Origin of the sequence: Sabulicella glaciei (assembly GCF_026183895.1) — a bacterium.
In the GTDB taxonomy this organism is placed as follows: Bacteria; Pseudomonadota; Alphaproteobacteria; order Acetobacterales; family Acetobacteraceae; genus Roseococcus; species Roseococcus glaciei.
In genome coordinates, this window is record NZ_JAPFQI010000014.1 from 19,415 (window position 1) to 33,165 (window position 13,751).

General features: G+C 72.4%; 12 protein-coding genes. 5 read left to right on the forward strand and 7 right to left on the reverse strand.

Features of this window, described 5'->3' with window-relative positions:
- Positions 1 to 22: 22 nt before the first annotated feature.
- Complete coding sequence (locus OF850_RS15980) at positions 23 to 2,200, forward strand: penicillin acylase family protein (RefSeq protein ID WP_301591294.1); 2,178 nt, start codon at positions 23 to 25, stop codon at positions 2,198 to 2,200.
- Here OF850_RS15980 and OF850_RS15985 read toward each other — a convergent pair.
- Together OF850_RS15985 and pobA are read right to left on the reverse strand one after the other, a co-directional pair.
- Complete coding sequence (locus OF850_RS15985; RefSeq protein WP_301591295.1) at positions 2,197 to 3,144, reverse strand: Gfo/Idh/MocA family protein; 948 nt, start codon at positions 3,142 to 3,144, stop codon at positions 2,197 to 2,199. The genes OF850_RS15980 and OF850_RS15985 overlap by 4 nt on opposite strands.
- A complete protein-coding gene (gene pobA / locus OF850_RS15990) occupies positions 3,137 to 4,297 on the reverse strand; it encodes a 4-hydroxybenzoate 3-monooxygenase (protein ID WP_301591296.1) in 1,161 nt (386 codons plus the stop codon). The genes OF850_RS15985 and pobA overlap by 8 nt, the downstream gene beginning before the upstream one ends.
- Positions 4,298 to 4,364: 67 nt before the next feature.
- On the opposite strand from pobA, the gene OF850_RS15995 reads away from it, so the two are divergent.
- The 3 genes from OF850_RS15995 (at position 4,365) to OF850_RS16005 (ending at position 7,773) form a co-directional block, all read left to right on the forward strand.
- Positions 4,365 to 4,979 (forward strand): DsbA family oxidoreductase, encoded by a 615-nt coding sequence (locus tag OF850_RS15995; RefSeq protein WP_301591297.1) that lies wholly within the window; start codon positions 4,365 to 4,367, stop codon positions 4,977 to 4,979.
- A gap of 84 nt (positions 4,980 to 5,063) precedes the next feature.
- Positions 5,064 to 6,194, forward strand: a complete 1,131-nt coding sequence (locus OF850_RS16000) for an HlyD family secretion protein (RefSeq protein WP_301591299.1) — start codon at positions 5,064 to 5,066, stop codon at positions 6,192 to 6,194.
- On the forward strand, positions 6,187 to 7,773 hold the full coding sequence (locus tag OF850_RS16005) for a DHA2 family efflux MFS transporter permease subunit (protein WP_301591301.1): 1,587 nt from the start codon (positions 6,187 to 6,189) through the stop codon (positions 7,771 to 7,773). Before OF850_RS16000 ends, OF850_RS16005 begins: the two co-directional genes overlap by 8 nt.
- Here the strand turns inward: OF850_RS16005 and OF850_RS16010 are convergent.
- Complete coding sequence (locus tag OF850_RS16010; protein ID WP_301591302.1) at positions 7,742 to 8,512, reverse strand: squalene/phytoene synthase family protein; 771 nt, start codon at positions 8,510 to 8,512, stop codon at positions 7,742 to 7,744. The genes OF850_RS16005 and OF850_RS16010 overlap by 32 nt on opposite strands.
- A gap of 97 nt (positions 8,513 to 8,609) precedes the next feature.
- On the opposite strand from OF850_RS16010, the gene OF850_RS16015 reads away from it, so the two are divergent.
- Entirely contained in the window at positions 8,610 to 9,248 is a 639-nt protein-coding gene (locus tag OF850_RS16015; RefSeq protein ID WP_301591303.1) for a superoxide dismutase, read from the forward strand.
- A gap of 63 nt (positions 9,249 to 9,311) precedes the next feature.
- On the opposite strand, the gene OF850_RS16020 is transcribed toward OF850_RS16015, so the two are convergent.
- Genes OF850_RS16020 through OF850_RS16035 form a run of 4 tightly spaced genes read right to left on the reverse strand, consistent with a single transcriptional unit; the run spans position 9,312 to position 13,700 of the window.
- The gene (locus OF850_RS16020; protein ID WP_301591304.1) at positions 9,312 to 9,716 is read right to left on the reverse strand and encodes a VOC family protein; all 405 of its coding nucleotides are present in this window, start codon (positions 9,714 to 9,716) and stop codon (positions 9,312 to 9,314) included.
- On the reverse strand, positions 9,716 to 11,188 hold the full coding sequence (locus OF850_RS16025) for a M81 family metallopeptidase (RefSeq protein WP_301591305.1): 1,473 nt from the start codon (positions 11,186 to 11,188) through the stop codon (positions 9,716 to 9,718). Before OF850_RS16025 ends, OF850_RS16020 begins: the two co-directional genes overlap by 1 nt.
- A complete protein-coding gene (locus OF850_RS16030) occupies positions 11,189 to 12,427 on the reverse strand; it encodes a Zn-dependent hydrolase (RefSeq protein WP_301591307.1) in 1,239 nt (412 codons plus the stop codon).
- A complete protein-coding gene (locus tag OF850_RS16035) occupies positions 12,411 to 13,700 on the reverse strand; it encodes an ArgE/DapE family deacylase (RefSeq protein ID WP_301591309.1) in 1,290 nt (429 codons plus the stop codon). Before OF850_RS16035 ends, OF850_RS16030 begins: the two co-directional genes overlap by 17 nt.
- Positions 13,701 to 13,751 lie beyond the last annotated feature (51 nt).

A 13,751-nucleotide genomic window follows, 5' to 3' on the forward strand; every position in this document is an offset into this window, starting at 1 on the left:
CGCGGCGGGGCGTCTTCCTGACATGCCCCGCCGGTGGCGGCGGCGCGGCTGGCGCTGGGGCCGCGCCCTCCTTCTCGCCCTGCTGATCCTCGCCGCGATTCCCGTCGGCCTGCTTTGGATCACGCTGCCCGGCTCAGTGTCGCGGCTGGAGGACCCATCCCTTTCCGAGCCCGTCGCCCTGCAGTTCGACGCAGGCGGGATGCCCACCATCCGCGCCGCGACGGAGGCGGATGCCGCCTTCGCCCTGGGTTGGCTGCACGCCCGCGACCGCATGTTCCAGATGGAGATGATGCGGCGCGGCGCGGCGGGCCGCTTGGCGGAGATCCTGGGCGAGCCCGCTTTGCGCGTGGACCGGATGAGCCGCAACCTCGGCCTCGCGCAGCGCGCCGAGGCCGATTTCGCCGCGCTGGATGCGGGCACGCGCACCATGCTCCAGCGCTATGCCGATGGGGTGAACGCCCGGATCGCGCAACGCGGCCGGATGATCGCTCCCGAGTTCCTGCCCCTTGGCGCGCCCGAGCCGTGGCAGCCCTCTCACTCCCTGCTCTGGGGCAAGGTGATGGGGCTGTGGCTGTCCGGGAACTGGCGGACCGAGCTGGAGCGCGCCGCCCTGGCCGAGCGGCTGCCGGCCGAGCGGCTGTGGGATCTGTGGCCCGCCGACCGGACGGCGGGCCGGCCCGACATCGCCGCCCTGCCCGGCGCCGCCCGCGCCCTGGCCGCCATCCCGGTCTTCGGGGTGGACGCGCCCCTGCCCGACCGGGCCAGCAATGCCTGGGCCGTGGCGCGCGGCGCGACCGGCGCGCCGCTGTTGGCAAGCGACCCCCATCTCAGCTATGGCGCGCCGGTCCTCTGGTACCTCGCGCGGATCGAGCTGCCCGACGACACGCGCCTGGGCGCCACTTCGCCCGGCGTGCCCTTCCTGGTGATCGGCCGCAACCGCGACCTCGCCTGGGGCTTCACCACCACCCATTCCGACACGCAGGACGTCTTCCTCGGCGGCGCGGTGGTGCGCGAGCGCGAGGAGATCCTGCGCATCCGCGGCGGCCGGCAGGAAGTGCTGCGCGTGCGGGAAACGGAGCACGGCCCGGTCGTGGGCGAGGCGCCGCTGATCTCGGTCCGCATGGCCAATCTGGAGCCGGGCGACACCGCCGCCGCGGGGCTGCTGGCCCTGAATCGCGCGCGCGACCTTGCCGGGGCGCGGGCGGCGGCTTCCCTCATCTCCTCGCCGCCGCAGAACCTGATGGTGGCTTCGCGCGACGGCGGCATCGCGATATTCCTCACCGGCCGCACGCCGCTGCGCGCCCCCGGTCATGACGGCTCCCTGCCCTGGGACGGGCCGGGCTGGGAGGGCCTCGTGGCCTTCGACGCCATGCCGCATCGGGAGAACCCGGCGAGCGGCGTGCTGGTGAACGCCAACAACAAGGTCCAGCCGGAGGGGCACCCCGTCTTTCTCGGCCGGGAATGGTACGGCGACTGGCGCTTCCGCCGCATCCACGCGCTGGTGGCCGAGGATGCGCCGCAGGACATCGCCCGCATGGCGGCGATCCAGCGCGACATTGTCTCGCTGCCCGCGCGCGAAGCGCTGCCGGTGCTGAACGCCTTGCCGCGCGGCGACGGGGCGCTGGGCCGTGCCCAGGCACTGCTGACGGACTGGGACGGCACCATGGCGGCCGACCGGCCGGAGCCCTTGATCTGGGCCGAGTTCAACCGCCGCTTCCGGGCGGCGGCGCTGCGCCGCGCGGGCGTGCCCGACGCGCCCGCAGGAACCGAGTTCGGCCAGTTCCTGCTGACCGCGCCGGAGGCCGCGTGGTGGTGCGGCGGCGATTGCCGCTCCCTGGCCGGCATCGCCCTGGCCGAGGCGGTGACCGCGCTTCAGGCGGCGCATGGGCCGGACCCCGCAAGCTGGCGATGGGGAAATGCGCACCGCGCGCGCTTCGAGCATCCGGTGCTGCGCTTCGTGCCGGTGCTGTCGGGCTGGACGCGGCTGGAGGCGCCGGTGGGCGGCGACGGCGACACGGTGCGGCGCGAGGCGGTGCGCGGCGACGGCTACATCTCCGCGCATGGCGCAGGGCTGCGCTTCGTCGCCGACCTTTCCACGCCCGATGGCGCCTTCCTGGAAATCGCGACCGGGCAGTCAGGCCACCCGCTGTCGCGCCACTGGGGCGACCGGCTGCGCGGCTGGGCGCGGCAGCGTCCCTAGCCTTTCAGGATCGCCTCCACGGCCTCCTGCACCGCCAGCGCTTCCTCCAGCGTCGCCAGCGCCGTCGCCTCGCCCCGGCGCAGCGCGGCGAGCTTGTCCAGCTGGCCGCGCAGCGTCAGCGGCCGCATCTCCGCATTGGGGCGCGCATCGGGGGCCTCCTGCCACGCGCCGTCCACCAGGCGCTCGGCGATGGACCAGTCGCGCAGCCGCACCTCTCCGTTCTCGCCGCGCACCACGAAGAGGTTGTGGTCATCGGCCGCGGTCGTGCCGACGCTGCCCTGCAGCGTGACCGGGACCCGGCCGGCGCAAAGCCGCGCCGCCACCGCCGCTTCCGCCCCATCGCCATCCGGATGCACCGCGCGCCCCTCGAGAAGGGACAGCTTTCCGAAGAGTCGCCCAGCCAGGAACAGGAAATGCGACGCCACTTCCCGCGTGAAGCCGCCCTCCGCGCGGCCCGCCAGCCAGAAGGCCGCGCCGCGCTGCCAGGAGCGCGGCCACGCGGCGAAGGCGACAAGGATGGAGACGGAGCGCACCTCGCCCAGTTCCGGCAGCCAAGCGCGAAGCTGCGCCACGGAAGGCGAGGACGCCATGGGGAAGTTCACCGCCGCCGGGTAGCCCGCGGCCCAGCGCACGAAATCCTGCGAGGCCGCGACATCGTGACTCAGTGGCTTTTCCATCAGCAGGGCACGCCCCGCCTCCAGCACCGCCCGCCCCTGCCCGATATGCGCGCCGGGTGGCGAGGCGACGTGCAGCGCGTCCGAGGCGGCGATCGCCTCCTCCATCGTCGCGCAGAACCGCGCCTCCGGCGCAATGGCGGCGAGGCGGGCGGCGGCGCCGGGGTCCGGGTCCCAGGCAGCGGTGAGGCGCCAATCCTCATGCGCGACGGCCGCGCACGCGAGGCGCTCGCCCATGATGCCGAAGCCGATGATCCCGAGGTCATTCATCAAAAGGCAGTCCCACATATTGCTCGGCCAGCGTCCTGCGCGCCGCCTCGCTTCCGCACACGTAGTCCAGTTCCGCCGTCTGCACGCGGTGCTCGAACGGGTCGTCCTCGCTGAAGCGGTGCAGCATCGCCGTCATCCACCAGGAGAAGCGCTGCACCTTCCAGATGCGCGACAGGCAGGTGGCGCTGTAGCCGTCCATCAGCCGCTCGTCCCCCTCGCGGAAGAAGATGGTGAGGGCGCGGGCCAGCACCCGCACATCGGCCACGGCGAGGTTCATGCCCTTCGCCCCGGTGGGCGGGACGATGTGGGCCGCGTCGCCAGCCAGGAACAGCCGCCCGTGCCGCATCGGCTCCGCCACGAAGCTGCGCATGGCGGTGATGCCCTTCTGGATCACCGGTCCCTCGTTCACCCGGCCGAGCCGCGTGTGCAGCGCCTCCCAGATGCGGTCGTCCGGCCAGTTGGCGACGTCCTCCTCCGGGGCGCACTGCACGTAGAGGCGCGACAGCCGCTCCGAGCGCATGGTGGCGAGGGCGAAGCCGTCCTCGTGCCGGGCATAGATCAGCTCGTGGGAGATCGGCTTCGCCTCGGCGAGGATGCCGAGCCAGGCGAAGGGATAGACGCGCTCATAGACGCGCAGCACCTCGGGCGGCATGGCGGCGCGGGAGGGGCCATGGAACCCGTCGCAGCCGGCAACGACGTCGCAGCGCAATTCCTGCGCGCGGCCCTCATGGGTGAAGGTGATGCGCGGCGCCTCGCCGGCGATGTCGTGCAGCGCGACGTCGGACACCTCGAAGAGCAGCGGCCTGCCGGAGTCGAGCCGCGCCGCCACCATGTCCTTCACGCTTTCCTGCTGGCCGTAGATGGTCACGCGCTTGCCGGTCAGGCCGAACAGGTCGATGCGCTGATTGCCGCCGGCGAAGCGCAGCTCCAGCCCGTCATGCTTCAGCCCTTCGCGGTGCAGGCGCTCGCCCAGCCCGGCCTCGGTCAGCGTGTCCACGCTGCCCTGCTCCAGCAGGCCGGCACGGATGCGGGATTCGATGTGGACGCGCGACTGGCGCTCGAGGATCACGGAGTCGATCCCGGCGCGGTGGAGCAGGTGCGCGAGCAGCAACCCGGCCGGACCGGCCCCGATGATGCCCACCTGCGTCCGCACGAGTCCCTCCCTGGCCGCCCTTGCGCTGTTGGCGCAGATTGGGGCTTCCGGCAACAGGAGAAGCATCATGCCCCGCATCGACGTGATCTCGGACGCCATCTGCCCCTGGTGCTGGGTCGGCAAGCGCCACCTGGACGCGGCGCTGGAGACGCTGGGCCGCGACGGCTACGAGGTGCATTGGCGCCCCTTCCAGCTGAACCCGGACATGCCGGAGGAAGGGGTGGACCGGTCCGCCTATCGCGCGGCCAAGTTCGGCAGCGTGGAGCGGGGTCGGGAGCTGGATGCCCGCGTCGCCGCGATGGGCGCGGAGGCCGGGCTGGAGTTCCGACACGATCGGATGACCCGCACCCCCAACACGGTCAGGGCGCACCGGCTGATCCGCTTCGCCGAGGGCCCCCGCCAGCACGCGCTGGTCGAGGCCCTGTTCCGCGCCTATTTCGCCGAGGGGCAGGATATCGGCGACACCGCCGTGCTGGCCGCCATCGCGGAGGCGCAGGGGATCGAGGGCGCGGCGGAGTTCCTGGCTGGCAACGCGCTGGACGCCGAGATCCGCGCCGAGGATGCCGGGTTCCGGCGCCTCGGCATCTCCGGCGTGCCCAGCTTCGCGCTGGACGGTCAGGTGCTGTGGAGCGGCGCGATGCCGGCCGCGCAGATGGTGGAGGCGCTGCGCGCGGGCGCCTGAGCCCCCCTCCCTTCCGGCTCGCGCCAAGCCGGGCCTATGCTGATCCCGCCGCCACGTCTCCGTGGCCGGCGAGGATGCGTCTGAATGGATATCGGGCCGGCGAAGCCCAAGCTGGACGTGAAGCCGCGCCCGACGCGGCGACGGATGCGCCTCCTCGGCGGCGCGCTTCTCCTGCTCGCCTTGCTCGGCGCCGGGGGGCACTGGCTGCACTGGCAGCTTTCCCATGTGGTGCTGGACGATGCCCGCGTCGCCTCGGACATGGTGACGCTGGCCAGCCGCGTGCCCGGCTGGGTGGAGCGCGTGCCGGTGACGGCGGGCGACCGCGTCGCGCGCGGCGCCCTGCTGGTCCAGGTGGATGCGCGCGACGCCGCGCTTGCGGTGGAGGAGCTGGAAGCACGTCTCGCGGGGCTGGAGGCGCGGCGCGCGGAGCTGGAAGCCCGGCGCACCATGGTCGGGCTGCAGAATGTCAGCCAGCGCGCCGCCGCGGCCGCGCGGCTGGATTCCGCCCGAGCGGCCCTTCCCGCCGCCGAGGCGGAGCACGCCTTCGCCGAGGCCGAGCATGCGCGCGCGGAGCGTCTGATCGCCTCCGGCACCGGGACGCGGCAGCGCGTGGAACAGCTGCGCGCCCTGGCCGACGGGGCGCGGCAGCGCGTCGTCGGCGCAGCGGCGGAGATCCGCAACACGGAGGCCCTGCTGACCGCGGCCGAGGCGGCGGCCGAGGAGCTGCGGGTGATCGAACGCCAGCTGGACGCGCTCCTCCCGCAATCGCGCGAGCTGGCGGCATCGCGCGACCGCGCCGCGCTGGACCAGCGTGACCGCGCGTTGCGCATGCCCTTCGACGGCATCGTGGACCGCATCTTCGTGGACCCTGGCGAATACGTCCTGGCCGGGCAGCGCATCGTCCTGGTCCATGCACCGGAGGAGATCCGCATCGAGGCCAACGTGAAGGAAACGGATGTGCGCTTCTTCCGCCCCGGCAAGCCGGTGCGCGTGACGGTGGATGCCTGGCCGGGCCATTCCTTTCCCGCCGTGGTGGACCGGGTGATCGAGGCGGCAACGAGCGAGTTCGCCCTCCTGCCCAGCCCCAACCCCAGCGGCAACTTCACCCGCATCACCCAGCGCCTGCCGGTCCGCATCCGCCTGGACCCGCCGCCGCCGCCCGGCATGCTGCGCCCCGGCATGCTGGTGCGGGTGGAAGCCGAGGCCCGTGACTAGCGGCGGGCCTTCCGTCGCGGAACTCTTCGCCCGCTACGGCCCGGCCTATCGCTGGTGGGTGACGCTGGCGGCGCTGACCGGCACCGTGTCCTGCATCCTGTCCTCCACCATCGTCGTCGTCGCGCAGCCGGACATCGTCGGCGCGCTGGGCATGGGGCACGAGGAAGGACAGCTCCTCGCAACCGGGTTCCTGGCCGCGAATACGGGCTTCATGCTGCTGAACGCCTGGGCGGTGGAGCGCTTCGGCTTCCGCATCACCTATGTCGCCTCCATCTCCCTGTTCGTGATCGCCTCGGTCCTGGCGGGGGTCACGGACAGCGCCACCGTGATGGTGCTGGCGCGGGTGGCGCAGGGCGCCTCGGCCGGGCTGCTGCAACCCCTCTCCATGCAGGTGATCTTCCTGGTCTTCCCGCCGGAGCGGCGCGGCACGGCAATGGGGATGTTCTCCTTCGGGGTGGTGATGGCGCCCGCCATGGGGCCGGCGGCGGGCGGGCTGCTGGTGGATGCCTTCTCCTGGCATGCCGTGTTCTTTCTCTGCCTGCCCACCGCGCTGCTGGGGATGCTGCTTGGTCTCGTCTTCATGCCGGGGCGGGCGGGCGCGTCCGACCGGCGCTTCGACTGGCCGGGCGCGGCGCTGCTGGCGCTGGCGATTGGCCTGCTGCTGGCCGGGCTCACCAATGGGCAGCACCATGGCTGGGGGTCGGACACGGTGCGGCTGCAGCTTGTCGGCGCCGCCCTCGCCATGATCGGCTTCGTCGGCTGGCAGGCGGTGACGCCGGCGCCGCTGATGAACCTCGCCGTGTTCCGGCACGGCGGCTTCGTCGCGGCGGCGATGGTGGCCTTCATCTACGGCGCGGCGATGTTCGGCTCGACCTACCTGTTGCCGCTGCTGGTGCAGCTCGTGCAGGGCTACACGCCCACGCGCTCAGGCCTGATCCTGATGCCGGGCGGGTTCGTCGTCGCCTTTGTCTTCCTGTTCGCGGGGCGGATGGCGGATTGGCTGCCGCCCTGGATCCCGATCTGCCTGGGGCTGGCGATCTTCGCCGCCTCTTCCGTCCTCATGGGGGCGGTAGGGACCGACACGCCCTTCTGGACGCTGGCCATCTGGATCCTGCTGGGGCGGATCGGGCTGGGCCTCGCCATGCCCAACATGAATGTGGGTGCGATGCGCGCCCTGCCGGCTGCGCTTCTGGCGCAAGGGGCGGGGGCGATCAACTTCTTCCGGATGCTGGGCGGCGCCTTCGGCACCAACCTCCTCGCCGTGCATCTGGAGCGCCGCACCGCCCATCATGCCGAGGCGCTGAATTCGCGGCTGGAAGGCGGCGCGGCGGCGCTGGATGCGCGGCGCCTGCTGGAGAACCTCTACGCCCAGGGCGGGCTGCCGGAGGTGATCCGCCGTGACGCGGCGCACGAGTTCCTCGCCCGCATGGTGGAGGCGCAGGGGCTGATGCTCGGCTTCCGCGACGCCTTCATCGTGACGGGGATGATCTGCCTCCTCGCCATCCTGCCGGGGCTGACCCTGCGGCAGAAGCCGCCTGGCGCCGCGCTCAGACCCGCCCCCGCAGCCCGGCCAGGGTGACGACCAGGCGATCGAGCGTCCCGCGCCGCGCCGGGGTGCCGCGCGCCAGGCGGCGCAGGTCGCGCCGCGCCAGGACCAGGGGCAGCGCGGCCGCCACTGCGCCGCGCGGCAGCGCCGACAAATCCGGCTCGGGCGGGGCTTCCGCCGCCAGGGCGCGGACCGCGTCGCGCGCCCGCTCCGGATCGGCGATGACGGAAGCCGGATCCACGCGGTCCGCCGGCAGGAGGCAGCGCCCCTGCGCCGCATGGGCCGGAAGGGCGCGCAGCACGCCCGCGAGGCCGTAAAGCATCCCGGCGCGCTGCAACGCCGGCAGAAGCTCCGGCGGTGCGCCCAGGGCGCGGCCGAGCGTCACCGCGAAGCCGCCCGCCGTGCCGGACAGGAAGGCATGGAAGGCGCCGGTGGAGGGGAAGCCTTCCTCCTCCGCCTCGGCCTCCCGCGCCTCGACCATGGCAAGCAGGTCGTCGCAACGCAGCGTGCCCTCGGCGATGGCTGCGTGCAGCGGCTCCGCCACCTCGTGGTGGCGCGGGGCTTCGGCTTCCAGCACCTCCCGCCACCAAGTCAGGCGCATCAGCGCGACCAGGGGCTTGTCCGTCACCTCCCGCGCCTTTGCCAGCTCGTGGTTGAAGGCGATCAGGGCGAAGGCGGCCTCGCGCCGCTCCGGCGGGGTCCAGAGGGCGCACAGGAAACGGTCGGGGTCGTGCGCGCGGGCGATGGCGCCCACCGCGCTGAGATCGGGCATGACGGCGATGTGACGTCTCAGGCGCGGGGATGCAATCGGTTGACGGGGCCGCCTGCCCTGCTTAGCTGCCGGACGGTCCACAAAGGAGACACGTCCCATGGCCTTCTCGCTGCCCCCGCTTCCCTATTCCACCTCGGCCCTCGCCGAGCGCGGCATGTGCCAGGAGACGCTGGAGCTCCATCACGGCAAGCACCACAACGCCTATGTCACGGCCCTGAACGGTCTGGTCGAGAGCAAGAACCTCCAGGGCAAGACGCTGGAGCAGATCGTGGCCGATGCCGGCAAGGGCGGCGCCGACGGGATGCCCGTGCTGAACCAGGCCGGCCAGCATTGGAACCACATCCTGTTCTGGCAGGTGATGAGCCCGAATGGCGGCGGCGAGTCGCTGCCGGGCAAGCTGTCCTCCGCGATCAACGACAGCTTCGGCGGCCTCGCGCAGTTCAAGGAGGCCTTCAAGCAGGCCGGCGTGACGCAGTTCGGCTCGGGCTGGGCGTGGCTGATCATGAAGGGCGACGGCAAGCTGGCCGTGACCAAGACGCCCAACGGCGCCAATCCGATCTCCACCGGCGAGGGCACGCCCATCCTCGGCTGCGACGTGTGGGAGCACGCCTACTACCTCGACTTCCGCAATGTGCGCCCGAACTACCTCGACAACTTCCTCAACAAGCTCGTCGCCTGGGACGTGGTGGAGAGCCTGATGGAGAAGGGCGGGCTGCAGAGCGGCCAGTCGGCCTGACGTTCAGCTTCTGAACGCCTCAAGGGGCCGCGGCGGGGACGACCCGCCGCGGCCCTTCCTGTTTCAGGCGGGCGCGCCGCCCTTGGACGGGACACGGTGCACGAAGCACAGCTTGTTGCCCTCCGGGTCGCGCACATAGGCGGCGTAGAAATCACCGTATTGCGGGCGGGGGCCGGGCGGGCCCTCGCAGCTTCCGCCATGGGCCAGCGCCGCCGCGTGCGCCGCATGCACGGCATCGGTGTCGGCGGCGAGGAAGGCCGTCATGTTCCCGTTGCCAGGCGCCGCGGGCTCGCCGTTCTGTGGGCGGCAGAGCCAGAAGGTCTGCATGTCGCCCTTGGCCTTGAAGCCAGCCCAGCCCGCATCGGGCCATTCCTGGAAGCAGCGAATGCCCAGCGGCGCCAGCGCGGCGTCGTAGAACGCCTTGGCCTTCGCGTAGTCGTTGGCGCCGATCGTCGCGTGGCTGAACATCAGAACCTCCGGTTGTCGCCGGGACGCAGCCGGATGCCGGGGCGCAGCGCGGTGAAGGGCAGCGTCGCCGGGTCGGCCACCACCGGGCCGGGCGCGGCGGCGACCAGCACCGCCTCGGCGATGGGCTGGAAATGCGCGCGGAAATGCACGGAGGATTTCAGCGCCAGGATGCGCTGCTCCGCCGGCTCCAGGCCAAGCTGCTTGAAGATCGCCTGGTCATGCGCCTGCATCTTGCGCGACACCACGACGATCCGTACCCCATCCACGCGCAGCAGCGCCGAGGGGCCGAGGTCGGCCGGGTTCCCCTTCCCCATTGGGCCTTCCAGGATGAAGCGGCCATCGCCCAGCTTCTCGACCACGCCGGTCACGGTGATCGGCGCGCCGTCGCTCTTGCCGCCCAGGGTGAGGGTCACCGTCGCACCCTCCCCGGCCGCGTGGCAGGCAGCGGCAGCCTCGGCGTCGTTCATGGGCGCCAGCGCCACGCCCTGCGCGCCCTGGCGCAGCAGCTCGGCGAGGAGGCCGGTCGTGTCGCCATGACCGCCGCCGCCCGGATTGTCCTGCGTGTCGGCGATGACGATGGGCTTGCCGTTGCCCGCGCGGCGGATCGCCTCCGCCACGGCGTCCGGCGCCTCCATCACGCCGCCGGCGAACTCGCCCTCGCGCGACGCGATCTCGCGCACAAGCGCATCGGCAGCCCGGTCCGCCGCCTCCTGCGTGTCGGCCCAGGCGGCGATGGCCTGGCCGCAGCCGGGGAAATCCGCGTAGGGGAAGCCGAAGCAATAGGCGAGCTCGGCGACGCCCGCGCCCAGGCTTTCCCGCGCCGCCATCACCCCCTGCATCGGCGCGACCATGGTGCATTGGCTCGTAATGGGGACGAGGAAATCCATCTCGCGGAAGGCCATGGCCCAGGGGCGGCCACGGGCGATGCGCTCAATCAGCAGGCGCATCGCCCGCGCGCCCACCGCGCGCATGTCCACGTGCGGATAGGTGCGGTAGGGCACGACCACGTCGGCCATCTCGCACATGGCGCGGGTCATGTTGCCGTGCGGGTCCAGCGTGACGGCGATGGGCACGTTCGGCCCGACGATGGCGCGGACGCGGCGGATGACCTCGCCCTCGGCGTCGGGGAAGTCGTCGCTCACCATCGCGCCGTGCAGGTCGAGGAACACTCCGTCCACCGGCATGGAGTCGGACAGGGGCGCGCAGATCAGCGCGCAGATCCGCTCGAAGGCCTCGCGCGTCACCGGGCCGGCGGGCATGGCGAAGCACCAGGCCAGCGGCACGGTGTCGTGGTCCTTGGCCTCCTCCATGGCCGCGCCGGCGCAGGTGGAGGTGCCGCGCAGCGTCTGCCGCATCGCCTCGCCCCGGCACAGGGCGGGCAGGCCGCCGGGATGCTGGAAATCCTCCCAGCGCGTCGGGCGCGGGGCGAAGGAATGGCTCTCGTGGAGGAAGCCAGCGACGGCGATCCGCATTCAGAAGGGCTCCTGGCTGTTCGCGGCATCCAGCACCGCGTCGGCGAGGACGAGCAGACCCGCTTCCGCCCATTCGGGCGTCATGCTCTCGGCCTCGTTGTGGGACAATCCGCCATGGCATGGCACGAAGACCATGGCGGTCGGCACGCGGCGCGCGACATAGACGGCGTCGTGGCCGATGGCGGTGGGCATGTCGCGGGCCGGGATGCCCCGGCGCGCGGCGGCGTCGCGCACGAAGCCGCGAAGCCGCGCGTCGAAGCCCTGGCCGGGCGAGTGCCAGAAATCCCGCACCTCCACGCCGACCTTGCGCGCGGCGGCGAGCTCGGCGGCGCGGGCGCGCAGCGCGGCACCCATGGCTTCCAGCGCCGCCTCGTCGCCATGGCGCGTGTCCACGCTGAACCACGCGCGCTCGGGCGCGACGTTGCGGCTGCCGGGATAGGCGCGGACGATGCCAACGGTCCCGCGCCCGCCATGGCTCAGCGCGATTTCCTCCACCGCTGCCATCAGCGGCGCGGCGGCCATCAGCGCGTCGCGCCGCCCTTCCATGCGGGAGCCGCCATGCGCCGATTCGCCGGTCACCTCCACCTCGTACCAGCGCTGGGCGAGGGCGTGGGTGACGACGCCAACCGAATGGCCGCCACGCTCCAGCTCCGGCCCCTGCTCGATGTGCAGCTCCAGATAGGCGCCCATTTCGGGCAGCGTGTCCCTGCCCCTCCAGCCGATGCGCGACAGTTCCGCGCCGAAGCGCTTGCCCTCGGCATCGGCGGTGTCCAGCACCTGCTCCGGCGAAAACACGCCCATGGCGGCGCCGCTGCCCTGCATAGGCGGCGAGAAGCGCGCGCCCTCCTCGTTGGTCCAGTTCACGAGGAGGAGCGGCGCCTCCGTCTCGGCGCCTGCCTCGGCCAGGGCGCGCATGATCTCCAGCCCCGCGAGCACGCCGAGCACCCCGTCATACTTCCCGCCGGTCGGCTGGGTGTCGAGGTGGGAGCCGAAGGCGACGGGCCGCCGCGACGCGTCGCGCCCCGGGCGCAGGAAGCCCATGTTGCCGAAGCGGTCGAGCACGAGGTGGCAGCCCAGCGCCTCCGCGCGCTCCTGAAGCCAGGCACGGCCCTCGGCATCGGCGTCAGTCAGGGATTGGCGGTCGCAACCGCCGCGCGGCGTCCCGCCGATGCGCGCGATGTCGTGTAGGTCGGCCCAGAGCCGCGTGCCGGAAAGGGGGAGGTTAGATCCGCTCGACACCGCACCACTCCGCGAGGGAAAGCGCCAGGGTGCGCGTGATGCCGTGGATGCTCTCGATGCCCACGTTCTCGTCGATGCCGTGGATGTCCACCGCGTCGGGACCGAACACCGCGCAGGGCGTGTCCCCGTGCAGCACGAAGTGGCGCCCATCCGTCAGCCCGGTGGCCGGGTAGTCGCGCAGCGTGCCGCCCGTTGCCTCGGCATAGGATCGGAAGGCGAGCTTCGCGATTTCCGTGTCCTTCGGGAACTCGCAGGGATCGGCCATGAAGCCGCGGAAGGCCAATTCCACCTTCGCGCCGCGCAGCGCATCCTGTGCGGCGGCTTCCGCCACCAGCCTTTCGATGTCGGCTTTCACCTGCCGCGCGGTGTTGCCCAGCATCACGCCGACGCGCATGCCGATGCGGCAGCGCGTGGCGACGCTGCTGTTCCACTCGCCGCCTTCCACCGTGCCGAAATTGACGTTGACCGGGTGGTTCAGGCCGCGGAAGGCGGCATGGATGCGCTCGCCGCGATTCTGTTCCGCCTCGTAGGACTTGAAGGCGGAGGCGATGGCGTTCGCGGCCTCGATCGCATTCACGCCGGCCTGCATGTCGCGCACATGGGCGGGGCGGCCGCTCACCGTCACCCAGGCCCAGACCACGCCGACCTCGGCCGTGTAGTAGCCGTCCAGGCCCGGCCCCGGCTCGGGGATGATGACCGCGTCGGTCTTCGGCATCGCGGCCATGCAGGCCAATGCGCCGTTGCCGGTGCATTCCTCCTCGATCACCGCGTGCATCTGGACTTCGGCCGCTGGTTGGAGCCCGGCGCGGCGCAACGCCTCGAAGGCCATGCAGTAGGACACGATGCCCGCCTTCATGTCGCCCGCGCCGCGCCCGTAGACGCGGCCGTCGCGGATCGCGGGCTCGTAGGGCGGCGTGGCCCACATGTCGGCCGCGCCTTCCGGCACCACGTCCACATGGCCCTGGAAAGTAAGCGAGCGGCCACGCGTCTCGCGCGGCGTGTGCACCGCGACCACGTTGTCGCGCCCCGCGTAGTCCACCAGCGGCGGCGACCAGCCGGGATGGGAGGACAGCGTCTCTGGCACAGTCGGGATGCGGCGCGGCGCGAGGCCGAGATGCCGGTACAGCCGCTCCATCTCGGCCAGCGCGCCCTGCTCCCGCCCCAGGGTGGAGGGGTGGCGCACCAGGCGGAACAGCCAGTCCAGCGTCTCCTCCCGCAGCGCGTCGCAGGATTCGAGGATGGCGCGGCGCGCGCCCGGGTCCAGATTGCTCATCGTCGGGCATCGCAACATCGGCCGGGCCGGTTGTCGAGGGGGCGCGTGGCC